The 13856-nt window shown below is 68.1% G+C and carries 14 protein-coding genes; 7 read left to right on the plus strand and 7 right to left on the minus strand.

Annotated elements, in window-relative coordinates; all coding sequences use genetic code 11:
- Nucleotides 1-7: 7 nt before the first annotated feature.
- Nucleotides 8-961, minus strand: a complete 954-nt coding sequence (locus AC07XP_RS02650) for an alpha/beta fold hydrolase (RefSeq protein ID WP_495263712.1) — start codon at nt 959-961, stop codon at nt 8-10.
- Between the two features lie 68 nt (nt 962-1029).
- Between AC07XP_RS02650 and AC07XP_RS02655 the strand changes: the two genes are divergently transcribed.
- A complete protein-coding gene (locus tag AC07XP_RS02655; RefSeq protein ID WP_095947875.1) occupies nt 1030-1800 on the plus strand; it encodes a 3-hydroxybutyrate dehydrogenase in 771 nt (256 codons plus the stop codon).
- A 64-nt stretch (nt 1801-1864) separates the two neighbouring features.
- Here the strand turns inward: AC07XP_RS02655 and AC07XP_RS02660 are convergent, their stop codons facing one another.
- Nucleotides 1865-2572, minus strand: a complete 708-nt coding sequence (locus tag AC07XP_RS02660) for an SIMPL domain-containing protein (RefSeq protein ID WP_062480709.1) — start codon at nt 2570-2572, stop codon at nt 1865-1867.
- Between the two features lie 54 nt (nt 2573-2626).
- Nucleotides 2627-3064 carry a hypothetical protein gene (locus AC07XP_RS02665; RefSeq protein WP_223301309.1) on the minus strand — a complete coding sequence of 146 codons (438 nt, stop codon included), beginning with the start codon at nt 3062-3064 and terminating at the stop codon, nt 2627-2629.
- Between the two features lie 95 nt (nt 3065-3159).
- On the opposite strand from AC07XP_RS02665, the gene ompR reads away from it, so the two are divergent.
- Both ompR and AC07XP_RS02675 read left to right on the plus strand, forming a co-directional pair.
- The gene (gene ompR / locus AC07XP_RS02670) at nt 3160-3891 is read left to right on the plus strand and encodes an osmolarity response regulator transcription factor OmpR (protein WP_007837017.1); all 732 of its coding nucleotides are present in this window, start codon (nt 3160-3162) and stop codon (nt 3889-3891) included.
- A 77-nt stretch (nt 3892-3968) separates the two neighbouring features.
- Nucleotides 3969-5390 carry a sensor histidine kinase family protein gene (locus AC07XP_RS02675; protein ID WP_062480711.1) on the plus strand — a complete coding sequence of 474 codons (1422 nt, stop codon included), beginning with the start codon at nt 3969-3971 and terminating at the stop codon, nt 5388-5390.
- Between the two features lie 15 nt (nt 5391-5405).
- Here the strand turns inward: AC07XP_RS02675 and ispF are convergent, their stop codons facing one another.
- On the minus strand, nt 5406-5894 hold the full coding sequence (gene ispF, locus AC07XP_RS02680; protein WP_369647192.1) for a 2-C-methyl-D-erythritol 2,4-cyclodiphosphate synthase: 489 nt from the start codon (nt 5892-5894) through the stop codon (nt 5406-5408).
- Nucleotides 5891-6604, minus strand: a complete 714-nt coding sequence (gene ispD, locus AC07XP_RS02685; protein ID WP_095947739.1) for a 2-C-methyl-D-erythritol 4-phosphate cytidylyltransferase — start codon at nt 6602-6604, stop codon at nt 5891-5893. The genes ispF and ispD overlap by 4 nt, the downstream gene beginning before the upstream one ends.
- Nucleotides 6605-6722: 118 nt before the next feature.
- Here ispD and mfd point away from each other — a divergent pair, with 118 nt between their 5' ends.
- Genes mfd through AC07XP_RS02700 form a run of 3 tightly spaced genes read left to right on the plus strand, consistent with a single transcriptional unit; the run spans nt 6723 to nt 11976 of the window.
- A complete protein-coding gene (gene mfd, locus AC07XP_RS02690; RefSeq protein WP_139704648.1) occupies nt 6723-10205 on the plus strand; it encodes a transcription-repair coupling factor in 3483 nt (1160 codons plus the stop codon).
- A complete protein-coding gene (serB, locus tag AC07XP_RS02695) occupies nt 10202-10915 on the plus strand; it encodes a phosphoserine phosphatase SerB (RefSeq protein ID WP_487847052.1) in 714 nt (237 codons plus the stop codon). The genes mfd and serB overlap by 4 nt, the downstream gene beginning before the upstream one ends.
- Nucleotides 10912-11976 (plus strand): Ldh family oxidoreductase, encoded by a 1065-nt coding sequence (locus AC07XP_RS02700; RefSeq protein ID WP_495263713.1) that lies wholly within the window; start codon nt 10912-10914, stop codon nt 11974-11976. The genes serB and AC07XP_RS02700 overlap by 4 nt, the downstream gene beginning before the upstream one ends.
- A gap of 6 nt (nt 11977-11982) precedes the next feature.
- Here the strand turns inward: AC07XP_RS02700 and AC07XP_RS02705 are convergent, their stop codons facing one another.
- The gene (locus AC07XP_RS02705) at nt 11983-12312 is read right to left on the minus strand and encodes a DUF6172 family protein (protein ID WP_495263714.1); all 330 of its coding nucleotides are present in this window, start codon (nt 12310-12312) and stop codon (nt 11983-11985) included.
- A 57-nt stretch (nt 12313-12369) separates the two neighbouring features.
- Between AC07XP_RS02705 and AC07XP_RS02710 the strand changes: the two genes are divergently transcribed.
- Entirely contained in the window at nt 12370-12597 is a 228-nt protein-coding gene (locus tag AC07XP_RS02710; protein WP_013541760.1) for a hypothetical protein, read from the plus strand.
- Between the two features lie 9 nt (nt 12598-12606).
- On the opposite strand, the gene AC07XP_RS02715 is transcribed toward AC07XP_RS02710, so the two are convergent.
- Nucleotides 12607-13794: an aminotransferase-like domain-containing protein gene (locus AC07XP_RS02715; RefSeq protein WP_493192437.1), complete on the minus strand. Its 1188-nt coding sequence runs from the start codon at nt 13792-13794 to the stop codon at nt 12607-12609.
- Between the last annotated feature and the right edge of the window lie 62 nt (nt 13795-13856).

A 13856-nucleotide genomic window follows, 5' to 3' on the forward strand; every position in this document is an offset into this window, starting at 1 on the left:
GATGCCCTCAATCGAACAGGAAATTCGTGACGACGGCGACCTGTGCGGGATCGACGAAAGTCGGCGCGTGCCCCACGCCCTCGAACTCGACGAGCGTGGCACGCGGGCCGCGCTGCGTCATCGCGGCCGCCGTCTCGGGCGACAGCAAGTCGGACGCCGCGCCGCGCGTGAGCAGCGCGCGCGCGTCGATGGCGTCGTACAGGCTCCACATCACCGCCCCGCCCTGCGCCGCGATCTCGGGCGTGATGGCCCGCAACGGCACGCCGATGGCCGGGTCGTAGTGCAGCACCCAGGCGCCCTCGCCCACCGGGCCGGCACTGGCGGTCTTGGCGGCACCGTCGACGCTGCGCTCAGAAGCCGGCACCACCATGTGCTGCGACAGCGCGCGCCACTGCTCGGGCGTGTGCGGCCCGAACGTGGTCGACAGGGCCCACATCGCGTCGGCCGCGGCCTGCACGCTCGGAAACTGGCCGCTCTTGCCCACATACGCTCCGATGCGCTGGATGGCGGCGGGCTCGACCGTGGGGCCGACATCGTTCGCGACGAAACGGCGAATGGGCCGCGGCAACGGCAGCTCCTTGTGGCCGGCCAGCACGAAGCCGATCAGCCCGCCCATGCTGGTGCCGACGTAGTCGAGCGTGCCGATGGGATGCTCGCCGTGCAGCTGCGCGATCAGCGCCACCATGTCGGCCGCATACACAGGCACTTGATAGAAAGCGGGGTCGCGCAGCCAGTCGCTGCGGCCGCGCCCGACCACGTCGGGACAGACCACGCGCACGTCGCCGCCCGCGCGCGCCACGATGGCCTGCGCGAGCACGTCGAAATCGCGCCCCTGCCGGGTCAGCCCGTGCACGCAGACCACGACATGTGCGCTCTGCGCGTCACCCCATTGCCAATAGGCCATGCGATGACCGCCCTGGGCGTCGTTGCAGGCCACGTCGTGAAGGGTCGGTTCTGTCATGGAAACGGAGGGGTTCGGGTGCGGATAATGGTCTCGTTGCATCCTAATTCATCCGGAGATTGATCTTCATGCTCAAAGGCAAAACCGCGCTTGTCACGGGGTCCACCAGTGGCATTGGCTTCGCCATCGCCAAGGCGCTGGCTCAACAGGGCGCACACATCGTGCTCAACGGCTTCGGCGACGCCGACACCCCCAAGGCCCAGATCGAGGCACTCGGCGTGCGTGCCGAGTACCACGGGGCCGACATGAGCAAGCCCGACCAGATCGAGGACATGATGAAGTTCGCGGCGTCGAAGTTCGGCCGCGTCGACATCCTCGTCAACAACGCCGGCATCCAGCACGTCGCCAAGGTCGAGGACTTCCCGACCGAACGTTGGGACGCGATCCTCGCGATCAACCTCACGAGCGCCTTCCACACGACGCGCCTGGCGATCCCCGCGATGCGCGAGGCCAACTGGGGCCGCATCATCAACGTGGCGTCGGCGCACGGGCTCGTGGCCTCGGCGCAGAAGTCGGCCTATGTCGCGGCCAAGCACGGCATCGTCGGCCTGACCAAGTCGGTGGCGCTCGAAACCGCCACCACCGGCGTCACCTGCAACGCGATCAGCCCGGGCTGGGTGCTCACGGCGCTGGTGCAAAAACAGATCGACGACCGCGCGGCCCGCGAAGGCATTTCGGCCCTCCAGGCGCAGAACGAATTGCTGGGGGAAAAGCAGCCCTCGCTGCAGTTCACGACGGTCGAGCAACTGGGCGGGCTGGCCGTCTTCCTGAGCTCTCCCGCGGCCGATCAGGTGCGGGGCGTCGCCTGGGCCATGGATGGCGGCTGGACGGCTCAGTAAATCAACAGAGACAACGAAAAAACGCCGGCGGCACTCGCCCGCCGGCGCTGCGCTCTTTGCCTTCTTACTTGAGCTGCACCGAGCCGGAGACGTTCACGACCACGCTGGTCTTGCCCGCTTCCACCGGCACGGCCGAATCGGCGGCCGAGAACGACTTGGCCTGCATGGCCATCACGCGCGGACGGATCGGGCCGCTGTCGTTCGCGTTCACCGACACCTCGCGCAGCGTGTAGCCGCCGAAGCCGAAGCCCTTGGCCAACTCGCCGGCCTTCTGCTTGAAGTTGTCGATGGCGATGTTCTGCGCCTCGGTCTCGGTCTTGGCGCGCTGTTCGCGGCTCAGGCCGAAGCCGACGTTGCCCACGCTGAGCGTGCTGATGCGCCCGGCCGTCTGGGTGATGCGCGCGAAATCGCGGCCTTCGAGCACGAGCTCGGTCGACCCCTGCCAGCCATTGATCTTGCCGTCCTTGGTGTAGCGCGGCGAGAGGCTGAAGTTGCCGGTGCGCACGTCGAGCTGGCCCGGCTGCGCATTCTTCTTGGCCTCGGCCAGCGCGGCATCGAGCGCGGTCTTGAGCTGGGTCTGCACGGTGCCCGCCTCGGCGGCGTCGCGCGTGGTGACGAGGGTCATGCTCAGCAGGTCTTGCTGAACTTCGACGGTGCCGGAGGCCGACAGCTGGAGCACGTTTTGTGGAGCAGGCATGACGGCATTCTGGGCCAAGGCGGCCCCAGCAAAGGTCAGCGCGGCGCAGGCCGCGATCAATTGAACAGTCTTCAAGACAGATTTCTCCCTGGTGGATGCGAGGAAAAGCCCTCGCCCGCGCCCTCTTCTTCAGTGGCGCAGGCTGCGCGGCGCGGTTTGCGGACTGGCGACGGGCTGCGGTACCGGCACGATGCGCTCGGCAGGCTGTGATTCTGCCGAATTCAGAAGAACACCCGTTCCCGCAGGCACCCACTGCCCCCGGACCTGCTGCCTCAACTCGAAGAGTTCGCCCGCCGTGAGACGGCGCCCCGCCAGCGCTTCGCCGCGGCGCTGCTCTTCCCGCTGGGCCGCCCGGTGCGCGGCCACGGCATCGCGCACTTCGCTGCGGCGCCCTTCACTGACCCGCAAAAACCCTTCGGAAGCGACGGACGTCGCACCACAGGCGCATGCGAAAAAAAGCAGAGGCAAGGCAGAAAAAGAAGGTCTCATCGCGCAATCGTCATAAGGCAGCACGGACTGTGCCACCGCCGGGCAAAGCCCGGATGACCAGACGGCGAGCGGCCGCAAGTTGTGTAACTTAGTGTCAACCACTACGGAATTCGGCAGCAATGGGGTCCTAACGCCTTCAGAATCGGCGCTGTTACAAATTCAACGTTGTAGAAATGACTCAAGTTCCCGCTCGCACCGACAAGATCGTGATCGTCGACGACGACGCCCGCATCCGCGACCTGCTGCGCCGCTACCTGACGCAGGAAGGATTCGAAGTGATCGTGGCCGAGGACGGCAAGGCGCTCAACCGCATCCTGTTGCGCGACACGGTCGACCTGATCGTGCTCGACCTGATGATGCCCGGCGAAGACGGCCTCTCCGTGTGCCGCCGTCTGCGTGCCGCCAACGACCGCACGCCGATCATCATGCTCACCGCCAAGGGTGAGGACGTGGACCGCATCGTCGGTCTCGAAGTCGGCGCCGACGACTACCTCGGCAAGCCCTTCAACCCGCGCGAACTGCTGGCCCGCGTGCACGCCGTGCTGCGCCGCCGCCCGCCGCTCGAGGCGCCGGGCGCCCCCTCCACCGAGAACGAGACCGTCACCTTCGGCCCGTTCGCCTTCGACCTCGGCTCGCGCACCCTGAAGAAGGACGGCGAAGAACTCTCGCTGACCACCGGCGAGTTCGCGATGCTGAAGGCGCTGGTGCGCCACCCGCGCCAGCCGCTGTCGCGCGAAAAGCTGGCCCAGCTGGCACGCGGCCGCGAATTCGAGCCCTTCGACCGCAGCCTGGACGTGCAGATCTCGCGCCTGCGCAAGCTGGTCGAGTCCGACGCCGCGGCGCCGCGCTACATCCAGACCGTCTGGGGCGTGGGCTACGTGTTCGTGCCGGACGGCACGGCCTGACGATCCGCTGAGAGGTGGCCATCGGCCTCCATTCCGCCCGACCTGACCCGGCCCAGGAGGACGGGGCACAGGTCACGATGCCCAGCCCGCTCGAAGCGAGCGCGCAGCGTGACCGCCGCCCCGGCCTCAAGCTGGGTTTCAGCCTTTTCTGGCGCACCTTCTTCCTGCTCGCACTGCTGTTGATCGGCTGCACGGTCGCGTGGCTGCAGACCTTCCGCTCGCTCGAATACGAGCCACGCGCCATCCAGACCGGACACCAGATCGCCTCGCTCGTGAACCTCACGCGCGCGGCGCTGGTGTACTCGGACGCGATCACGCGGGTCTCGCTGATCAAGACGCTGGCCGACCAGGAAGGCGTGCGCATCCTGCCGCGCGAACCCAACGACCGCTTCCAGCCCTACACCAGCGGCGCACTCGACGAGCGCGTCACCGAAGAGCTGATCGCCCAACTCGGCGAAGGCACCACCGTGGCCAGCCGCGTGAACGACGAGCCGGGCCTGTGGATCGGCTTCACCATCGAGAGCGACACCTACTGGCTTTTGCTCGACCCCACGCGCTTCAGCCGCGTGGGCGGACGCACCTGGCTGGTCTGGCTCAGCACGGCGATGGCGCTGTCGCTCGCGGGCGCGGCGCTGATCACGCGGCTCATCAACCTGCCGCTCAAGCAACTGTCGCGCGCCACCTTGCAGGTGCGCGAGGGCGAGTACGAGGCGCACCGGCTCGACGAGCGCGCCCGCACCAACGAAATCCGGGCGGTGAACATCGGCTTCAACCGCATGGCCGACCAGCTCGCCAAGATCGAGCAGGACCGCGCCATCATGCTGGCCGGCATCTCGCACGACCTGCGCACGCCGCTGGCCCGGCTGCGGCTCGAGACCGAGATGAGCGTGGCCGACGAAGACGCGCGCGACCACATGGCCGCCGACATCGCACAGCTCGACGCGATCATCGACAAGTTCCTCGACTACGCCCGCCCCGACCATGTCGACCAGCGCCCCGTGCTGCTGCGCGACGTGATCGACGCCTGCACCTACGCCGTGCAGGACTACGAAGAGATGAACATCCACGTCGACGTGCCCGCCGACCTGAAGGTGATGGGCGACGAGGTCGAGCTCACGCGCGTGATCTCCAACCTGGTCGAGAACGCCCGGCGCTACGGCAAGACGCCGTCGACGGGCGTGGCCGACGTCACGATCCAGGCGCAGGCCAACAACGACGCGGTGCTGATCAAGGTGCGCGACCACGGCGCGGGCGTCGAGCCCGCCCTGCTCGTGCAGCTGACCAAGCCCTTCTTCCGCGGCGATGCGGCGCGCACCTCGGCAGCCGGTGCCGGCCTGGGGCTGTCGATCGTGGCGAAGAACATCGAGCGCATGGGCGGCACCTTCGCGCTCACCAGCACGCCGGGCCGCGGCCTCGCGGCCCACATCCGGATGCCGCGCGCAATGCCGGCGGGCAGCAGCAAGCCCGGCGAGGTGCCGGGCAAGAAACAGGTCGCCTGAAGAAGAACCCCGGGCTCAGCGGTGCAGCAGCACCGCGGCGCGGGCTTCCATCGCCCGCCCCTCGCCCACCGGGCCGAGCTTCTCGGCCGTCTTGGCTTTCACATTGACCTGATCGAGCGCAATGCCCAGCGTGTCGGCGATGCGCTGGCACATGGCCGGGATGTGCGGCGCCAGCTTGGGCGCCTGCGCGATCACGGTGCTGTCGACGTTGCCGATCTCCCAGCCCGCTGCGCGCACGCGCCGCGCCGCCTCGGCCAGCAGCACGGCCGAATCGGCGCCACGGAACTGGGCGTCGGTGTCCGGGAAATGCCGGCCGATGTCGCCCAGCCCGGCCCCGCCGAGCAGCGCGTCGGTGATGGCGTGCAGCAGCACGTCGGCGTCCGAATGCCCGAGCAGGCCGGTGGTGTGCGGCACCTCGATGCCGCCCAGGATGAGCTTGCGCCCCGCCACCAGCTGGTGAACGTCCCAGCCTTCGCCGATGCGGATGTTGAACGGTGTCGTCATGCCATGGCCTTCTTGCGGCCGAGCAGCACCGCCTCGGCCAGTGCGAAATCTTCGGGGAAGGTGACCTTGAAGTTCTGCGCGCTGCCGGGCACCAGCAGCGGCGCCAGGCCGAGGGTCTCGATGGCGCTGGCCTCGTCGGTCACCACGTCGCCCACGCGCTCCAGCGCGTCGAGCAGCATGCCGATGCGGAACATCTGCGGCGTCTGGGCCAGCCACTTGTCGGCGCGCGGCAGGGTCTGGGTCGCGCGGCTGTCGGTCGACGAGACCTTCAGCGTGTCGGCCAGCCGCTGCGCCAGCAGGCCGCCGACGGCATCGTGCTCGCAGGCGGCGATCAGCGCCTCGATCTGGCTGGACGTGACCAGGCAGCGCGCCGCGTCGTGCACCAGCACCCAGTCGTGCGGCCCGGCGCCCTTCTGGCGCAGCGCCGCCAGGCCGTTGCGCACCGAGGCGGCGCGCGTCAGGCCGCCCACGCGCAGCAGGTATTCGCCCGTCGTCGGAAAGCGCGGCAGCGCCGTCTGCACCTCGCGGTCGTCGGGCGACACCACCACGGCCACGCCCGCGAAACGCCCGGCCAGCGCACGGAACGCGTCCACCGTGTGGGCCACCATCGACTGGCCCGCCAGACGCCGGTACTGCTTGGGCTGCGCGCCGCCGGCGCGGTGGCCGGAACCGGCGCAGGGGATCAGCACGTAGAAACGGGAAGAAGACATGGAGGGTGCGGCACGGGCCGATGGCCGACAAGCGGATAAGGGGCTGCCATTCTAGAATTGACATTCGCACACCCCTCGCCGTCCGGCGCGGGGTGTCGTGCATTTTTCGAACCGCTCCATGGACCTCCCCCTTCTCCCGGCGGGCAAGCGTTTCACGCTGCCGCGTCCCCCGTTGTCCGCCGATGCGCTGATGCTGGCCCAGCTCGGCATGCGCGAGAAGGCCGCGGGTCGCGCCACCGCGATGTTCACCGCCGACGCGAACGACGCCCAGCGGCTCATCGACGAAATCGCCTTCTTCGCGCCCGAGCTGCGCTGCGCCCTGTTCCCCGACTGGGAGACGCTGCCCTACGACAGCTTTTCGCCGCACCAGGACCTGATCAGCGAGCGCCTGGCCACGCTGTGGCGCATCAGCCAGAAAGAGGCCGACGTGGTGCTGGTGCCCGCCACCACCGCGCTGTACCGGCTGGCGCCGCCGGCCTTCCTGGCCGGCTACACCTTCCAGTTCAAGGCCAAGCAGAAGCTGCAGGAGTCCAAGCTCAAGGCGCAGCTCACGCTGGCCGGCTACAGCCACGTGACGCAGGTCGTGAGCCCGGGCGAGTACGCGGTGCGCGGCGGCCTGATCGACCTGTTCCCCATGGGCTCGCCGGTGCCGTTTCGCGTCGACCTGTTCGACGACGAGATCGACTCCATCCGCACCTTCGACCCCGACACCCAGCGCAGCCTGTACCCCGTGCCCGAGGTACGCCTGCTGCCGGGCCGCGAGTTCCCGATGGACGACGACGCCCGCGCGCGCTTTCGCAGCCGCTGGCGCGAACTGCTCGAGGGCGACCCGACCAAGAGCCGCATCTACAAGGACATGGGCAACGGCGTGGCCACCGCCGGCATCGAGTACTACCTGCCGCTGTTCTTCGACGAGACGGCCACGGTGTTCGACTACCTCGGCCCCGACGCCACCGTCGTGCTGCACGGCGACCTCGAACCCGCGTTCCAGCACTTCTGGCAGGACACGAACGAGCGCTACCGCCTGGTGCAGGGCGACCCCGAGCGCCCCGCGCTCCCGCCCGACGCGCTGTTCCTCAACGCCGAGCAGTTCTACCAGCGCGCCAAGCCGCATGCGCAGCTCGCCATCCGCGGCGACATCGCCACCGACGCGCCCTACGCCGAGTTCGACAAGCTGCCGCCCTTTGCCGTCGTGCGCGGCGCCGAAGACCCGCTGGTCGGCCTGAAGGCCCACATCGCCGCCACGCCGCACCGCGTGCTGCTGATCGCCGAGAGCGACGGCCGCCGCGAGAGCCTGCTCGACTTCCTGCGCGCCAGCGGCGTGAACCCGCCGGCCTTCGACTCGCTGGCCGAGTTCGAAGCCTCGGGCGACGAAAAAATCGGCATCGCCACCGCCGCGCTGGCCTCGGGCTTCGCGTGGCGCGAACAGGCGATCGACTTCGTCACCGAAACCGAGCTGTTCGCCACCGCGCCCACCACGCGCCGGCGCAACAAGAAGCAGGAACAGGTCAGCGACGTCGAAGCGCTGATCAAGGACCTGTCCGAACTCAACGTGGGCGACCCGGTGGTGCACAGCGCGCACGGCATCGGCCGCTACCGCGGCCTGATCCACATGGACCTGGGCCAGGGCACGGGTGCCGACGGCAAGCCGCTGCTGCAGGAAATGCTGCACCTGGAGTACGCCGACAAAGCCACGCTCTACGTGCCGGTGAGTCAGCTGCACCAGATCAGCCGCTACACCGGCGTGAGCGCCGACGAGGCGCCGCTGCACAAGCTGGGCTCCGGACAATGGGAAAAGGCCAAGCGCAAGGCCGCCGAACAGGTGCGCGACTCCGCCGCCGAGCTGCTCAACATCTACGCCCGCCGCGCCGCGCGCGAAGGCCATGCCTTCCGCTACTCGCCGGCCGACTACGAGGTGTTCGCCAACGACTTCGGCTTCCAGGAAACCGCCGACCAGAAGGCTGCCATCCACGCCGTGGTGCAGGACATGATCTCGCCACAGCCGATGGACCGCCTCGTGTGCGGCGACGTGGGCTTCGGCAAGACCGAGGTCGCGCTGCGCGCCGCCTTCATCGCCGTCACCGGCGGCAAGCAGGTGGCCTTCCTGGCGCCGACCACGCTGCTGGCCGAGCAGCACTACCAGACGCTGGTCGACCGCTTTGCCAAGTGGCCGGTGAAGGTGGCCGAGATGAGCCGCTTCCGCTCCGCCAAGGAAATCACGGCCGCCGCCAAGGGCCTGGCCGAGGGCCAGGTCGACATCGTGGTCGGCACGCACAAGCTGCTCTCGCAGTCGGTCAAGTTCAAGAACCTGGGCCTGCTCATCATCGACGAGGAGCACCGTTTCGGCGTGCGCCATAAAGAGGCGATGAAAGCCATGCGCGCCGAGGTCGACGTGCTCACGCTCACGGCCACGCCGATTCCGCGCACGCTGGGCATGGCGCTCGAAGGCCTGCGCGACCTCAGCGTGATCGCCACCGCGCCGCAACGCCGCTTGGCCATCAAGACCTTCGTGCGCAACGAGGGCACGGGCGTGATCCGCGAAGCCGTGCTGCGCGAATTGAAGCGCGGCGGGCAGGTCTACTTCCTGCACAACGAGGTCGAGACCATCGAGAACCGGCGCCAGAAGCTCGAAGAAATCCTGCCCGAGGCCCGCATCGCCGTGGCCCATGGCCAGATGCCCGAGCGCGAGCTGGAGCGCGTGATGCGCGACTTCGTGGCCCAGCGCTACAACATGCTGCTGTGCTCGACCATCATCGAGACCGGCATCGACGTGCCCACCGCCAACACCATCGTGATGAGCCGCGCCGACAAGTTCGGCCTGGCGCAGCTGCACCAGCTGCGCGGCCGCGTCGGTCGCTCGCACCACCAGGCCTATGCCTACCTCATGGTGCCGGACACCGAGGGCCTGACCAAGCAGGCCTCGCAGCGGCTCGAGGCGATCCAGCAGATGGAAGAACTGGGTTCGGGCTTCTACCTGGCGATGCACGACCTGGAAATTCGCGGCACCGGCGAGGTGCTCGGCGAGAACCAGAGCGGCAACATGATGGAGATCGGCTTCCAGCTCTACAACGAGATGCTCAGCGAAGCCGTGCGCTCGCTGAAGGCCGGGCAGGAGCCCGACCTGCTCTCGCCGCTGTCGGTCACGACCGAAATCAACCTGCACGCCCCCGCCCTGCTGCCCGACGACTACTGCGGCGACGTGCACCTGCGGCTGTCGTTCTACAAGAAGCTCGCCACCGCGAAGACACCCGACCAGATCGACACGCTGCTGGAAGAAATCGTCGACCGCTTCGGCAAGCTGCCGCCGCAGGCCCAGACGCTCATCGACACGCACCGCCTGCGCGTGCTCGCGCGGCCCTACGGCGTCGTCAAGGTCGATGCGGCGCCGGGCATCATCAACATCACCTTCCGCAAGGACGCGCCGGTGGACGGCATGGCCATCATCCAGCTGATCCAGAAGAACAAGCACATCAAGCTCGCCGGCAACGAGAAGCTGCGCATCGAGCGCGAACTCAAGGAGCCGAAGGACCGCGCCCAGATGGTGCGCGACGTGCTGCGCAGTCTCGGACAACCCCTCGTCAAGGAAACCGCCCCCGCATGAGCGCTACGATTGAAATCTCTCCCGGCCTCGTCCTCCAGCGCGTGAAGCCGCCGCTGAAGCTCGCCGACTTCAAGCTGATCGCGTTCGACATGGACTCGACGCTCATCAACATCGAATGCATCGACGAGATCGCCGATGCGGTCGGCAAGAAGGCCGAGGTGGCCGCGATCACCGAGGCCACGATGCGCGGCGAGATCAAGGACTTCAAGGAAAGCCTGCGCCGCCGCGTGGCGCTGCTGCAGGGCGTGCCCGTGGCCGCGTTGCAGCAGGTGTACGACGAGCGCCTGAAGCTCAACCCCGGCGCCACCGAGCTGGTCGCCGCGTGCAAGAAGGCGGGCCTCAAGGTGCTGCTGGTGTCGGGCGGCTTCACCTTCTTCGCCAACCGCGTGAAGGACCGCCTGGGCATCGACTTCGCGCGCTCCAACCTGCTCGACGAAGCCGACGGCCAGCTCACCGGCCAGGTCGTGACACAGAGCTGGGGCGACATCTGCGACGGCGCCGAAAAGCGCCGCACGCTGCTCGAAGTGGCCTCGCTCATGGGCATCTCGCCGCAGGAAACCATCGCCGTGGGCGACGGCGCCAACGACCTGCCGATGATGGGCGAAGCCGGGCTGTCGGTGGCCTATCACGCCAAGCCGAAGGTGCGCGAGCAGGCCATGGTGGCGATCAACGAAGGCGGGCTCGACCGCGTGCTGGAAATCCTGAAATGACCGACGCCGCCCCGCTCTACCGCGCCGACGCACTGCGCGACTACGCCAGCGCCCTGCTGCAGAAAGCGGGGCTCGCGGCCTCGATGGCCGACAGCGTGGCACGCACGCTGGTCGAAGGCGACCTGCTGGGCCACGACACGCACGGCCTCGCGTTGCTGGCCGGTTACGTGAAAGAGATCGAATCGGGCGGCATGACCCGCGACGGCGCGCCCGAAGTGCTGTCCGACCGCCCCGCCGCCGTGCTGTGGGACGGCAAGCGCCTGCCCGGCCCCTGGCTCATGGACCAGGGCATGGACCTGCTGGTGCCGCGTGCGCGCGAGCTGGGCACGGCCTCGCTCGTGATCCGCCGCAGCCACCACATCGCCTGCCTCGCGGTCTACATGCTGCGCGCGCTGCAGGAAGACATGCTGATGCTGCTGGCCTGCTCCGACCCCAACACCGCCAGCGTCGCGCCCTTCGGCGGCACGCAGGCGGTGTTCACGCCGAACCCGCTGGCGATGGGCTTTCCGCTGTCGCAAGGCGGTGTGATGGTCGACATCTCGGCCTCCATCACCACCAACGGCATGAGCAACCGCAAGCGCGCGGCCGGCGAGACCTTCGCCGAAGAGTGGCTCATCGATGCCGCTGGCCAGCCGTCGAACAACCCGCAGGTGCTGTTCGACCAGCCGCCCGGCACGCTGCTGCCCGTGGGCGGCCTGAGCCACGGCCACAAGGGCTACGGCATGGCGCTCTTGGTCGAGACGCTCACGGCCGGCCTCGCGGGCCACGGCCGCGCCGACCCGCCCGAAGGCTGGGGCGCGACGGTGCACCTCACGCTGCACGACCTGCACGCCTTCGGCGGCAAGGACGCTTTCCTGCGCCAGATGGATCACGTGGCCGAGAAATGCCGCGACAACACGCCCGTCGACCCGGCCAGGCCTGTGCGGCTGCCGGGTGAAGGCGGGTTGAAGCGTCGGGAAGCGCAATCGGCGAACGGGGTGCGGCTGCACCCGTCGATTGCGCGCTCGCTGCAGGAGGCGGAGCAGCGGCATGGCCTGCGGCTGGCGCAGGCGCTGATCTGACGGGGCTTATTCCTCGTCGTGCTCGGCGGCGGTGCGATCGGCCGCACCCGCAGGCCGCGGCTGGCGCTTGCCGGGCTTGGCCAGGATCTCGATGTAGAACTGCTTGCCGCCCTCTTTCACCACACCGTCGATGAGGCCGGTGATGGCCGTGAGGTGAATGGTTTCGGCGGATTCCTGGGCGGTGCCGAACCGGCAGTCGAAGTCCCAGAAGTCGGCGCCTTCGGGCAGGTCGCGGCGGCGCTCGCGCTTGATGTACTTGCGGATCTCGTGCTTGACGGCTTCGAGGAGACGGTCGGGGTGCTTGCCCTCGACCTGAAGCTGGAAGGTTTTTCTCATGGGTGATGGTAACCCGCTGTGTAAAGTCGGCGGTTCAAATGGAAAGCAGGTGAAGACATGGCACGCGCAAACGACTGGGCAAGCAAGGTGATGGCATTGGTGAACGGCGGCAACGCCCCGGCGGCCATTGCGCAGATCAAGGTCGCGCCGTCGGTCAAGGACCTGAAGGCACTGCAGACCATCATGACGCTCTCCAAAATGAAAGGCCGCTATCCGAACGTGGATGCGGCCATTTCAGACAACCTGGACCTGCTGGCGGCGCCCCGCCTGCACCGATCCCCCTGAACGTCGGCGTTACAGGGCCTGGCCGAGGCGCTTCACGCCCTCTTCGATCTTCTCGATGTCGGCCGTGGCAAAGCTCAGGCGCAGCGTCGCCACATCGGGCTTCTCGGCGAAGAACGGCGCGCCGGGCACGAAAGCCACCAGCTTCTCGATCGCACGCTTGGCCAGCTCGTTGGCATCGGCCAGCTTGCCGTTGGCGCCCGTCAGGCGCGCCCAGAAGAACAAGCCGCCGTTGGGCTGCGTGAAGCTCACCGCATCGCCCAGCTCGCGCGTCAGCGCGGCGCCCATGGCCTGCGCACGCTGGCCGTAGACCTCGCGCACATGCGCCAGCGTGCCGGGCATGCGGCCGCTCTTGAGGTACTGCGCGGCCGTCGCCTGCGCGAAGGTGCTGGTGTGGGCGTCGCTGAACTGCTTGCACATCGTGGCCTTGGCCAGCAACTCGGGCGGCGCGATCATCCAGCCGATGCGCAGGCCGGGGCTGAGCACCTTGCTCAGACTGCCGCAATGCGCGAGCAGCTCGCGGCTGCCGGGCACGTCCTTGCTCAGCGACATGATCGACGGCGGCGGCGCCTCGCCGAAGTACAGGTCGCCGTAGGGGTCGTCCTCGACGATCAGCGTCTGGTACTTCACGGCCAGCTCGAGCACCTTCTTGCGGCGCTCCAGCGTCAGCATCGCGCCGCTGGGGTTGCCGAAGGTGGGGATCAGGTAGACGAACTTGGGCTTGTGCTCGGCGATGAGCTTTTCGAGCTCGTCGGTCTTCACGCCGTTGGCGTCGATGGGTGCGCTGATGAGCTGCGCGCCGTACAGGCGAAAGCACTGGATCGTGGCCAGGAAGGTCGGGCCTTCGACGATCACCTTGTCGCCGGGCGAGATCATGGTCTTGCCCAGCAGGTCGAGTGCCTGCTGGCTGCCGGTGGTGACGATGAGGCCGCTGGGGTCGACGTCGACGCCCTTGGTCTTCATGAAGGAACTGAGCTGGTTGCGCAGCGGCTCGTAGCCTTCGGTGGCGCCGTACTGCAGGGCCCCGCCGGCCTCTTCGGTGAGCGCCTTCTGGCTCGCCTCCTTCAGGCCCTCGACGTCGAACATGGCGCTGTCGGGAAAGCCGCCCGCAAAACTGATGATGCCGGGCTTGCCCAGCAGCTTGAAGAGTTCGCGGATGGCGGAGGTTTCGACGTTGTCGAGGCGGGAGGCGAATTGCATGGTCAGTCTCACTTTCTGGGCGTCATTGTCGCGAAAGCAGCAGGCAATAAAACTGCGTAGAT

It is taken from the genome of Variovorax sp. GW531-E2 (assembly GCF_059423125.1).

Bases quoted from the DNA above. Each gene is read 5' to 3' on its own strand.
- AC07XP_RS02650 (WP_495263712.1), bottom strand. From the start codon at position 961: ATGACAGAACCGACCCTTCACGACGTGGCCTGCAACGACGCCCAGGGC.
- AC07XP_RS02655 (WP_095947875.1), top strand. From the start codon at position 1,030: ATGCTCAAAGGCAAAACCGCGCTTGTCACGGGGTCCACCAGTGGCATT.
- ompR (WP_007837017.1), top strand. From the start codon at position 3,160: ATGACTCAAGTTCCCGCTCGCACCGACAAGATCGTGATCGTCGACGAC.
- AC07XP_RS02675 (WP_062480711.1), top strand. From the start codon at position 3,969: ATGCCCAGCCCGCTCGAAGCGAGCGCGCAGCGTGACCGCCGCCCCGGC.
- ispF (WP_369647192.1), bottom strand. From the start codon at position 5,894: ATGACGACACCGTTCAACATCCGCATCGGCGAAGGCTGGGACGTTCAC.
- ispD (WP_095947739.1), bottom strand. From the start codon at position 6,604: ATGTCTTCTTCCCGTTTCTACGTGCTGATCCCCTGCGCCGGTTCCGGC.
- mfd (WP_139704648.1), top strand. From the start codon at position 6,723: ATGGACCTCCCCCTTCTCCCGGCGGGCAAGCGTTTCACGCTGCCGCGT.
- serB (WP_487847052.1), top strand. From the start codon at position 10,202: ATGAGCGCTACGATTGAAATCTCTCCCGGCCTCGTCCTCCAGCGCGTG.
- AC07XP_RS02700 (WP_495263713.1), top strand. From the start codon at position 10,912: ATGACCGACGCCGCCCCGCTCTACCGCGCCGACGCACTGCGCGACTAC.
- AC07XP_RS02705 (WP_495263714.1), bottom strand. From the start codon at position 12,312: ATGAGAAAAACCTTCCAGCTTCAGGTCGAGGGCAAGCACCCCGACCGT.
- AC07XP_RS02710 (WP_013541760.1), top strand. From the start codon at position 12,370: ATGGCACGCGCAAACGACTGGGCAAGCAAGGTGATGGCATTGGTGAAC.
- AC07XP_RS02715 (WP_493192437.1), bottom strand. From the start codon at position 13,794: ATGCAATTCGCCTCCCGCCTCGACAACGTCGAAACCTCCGCCATCCGC.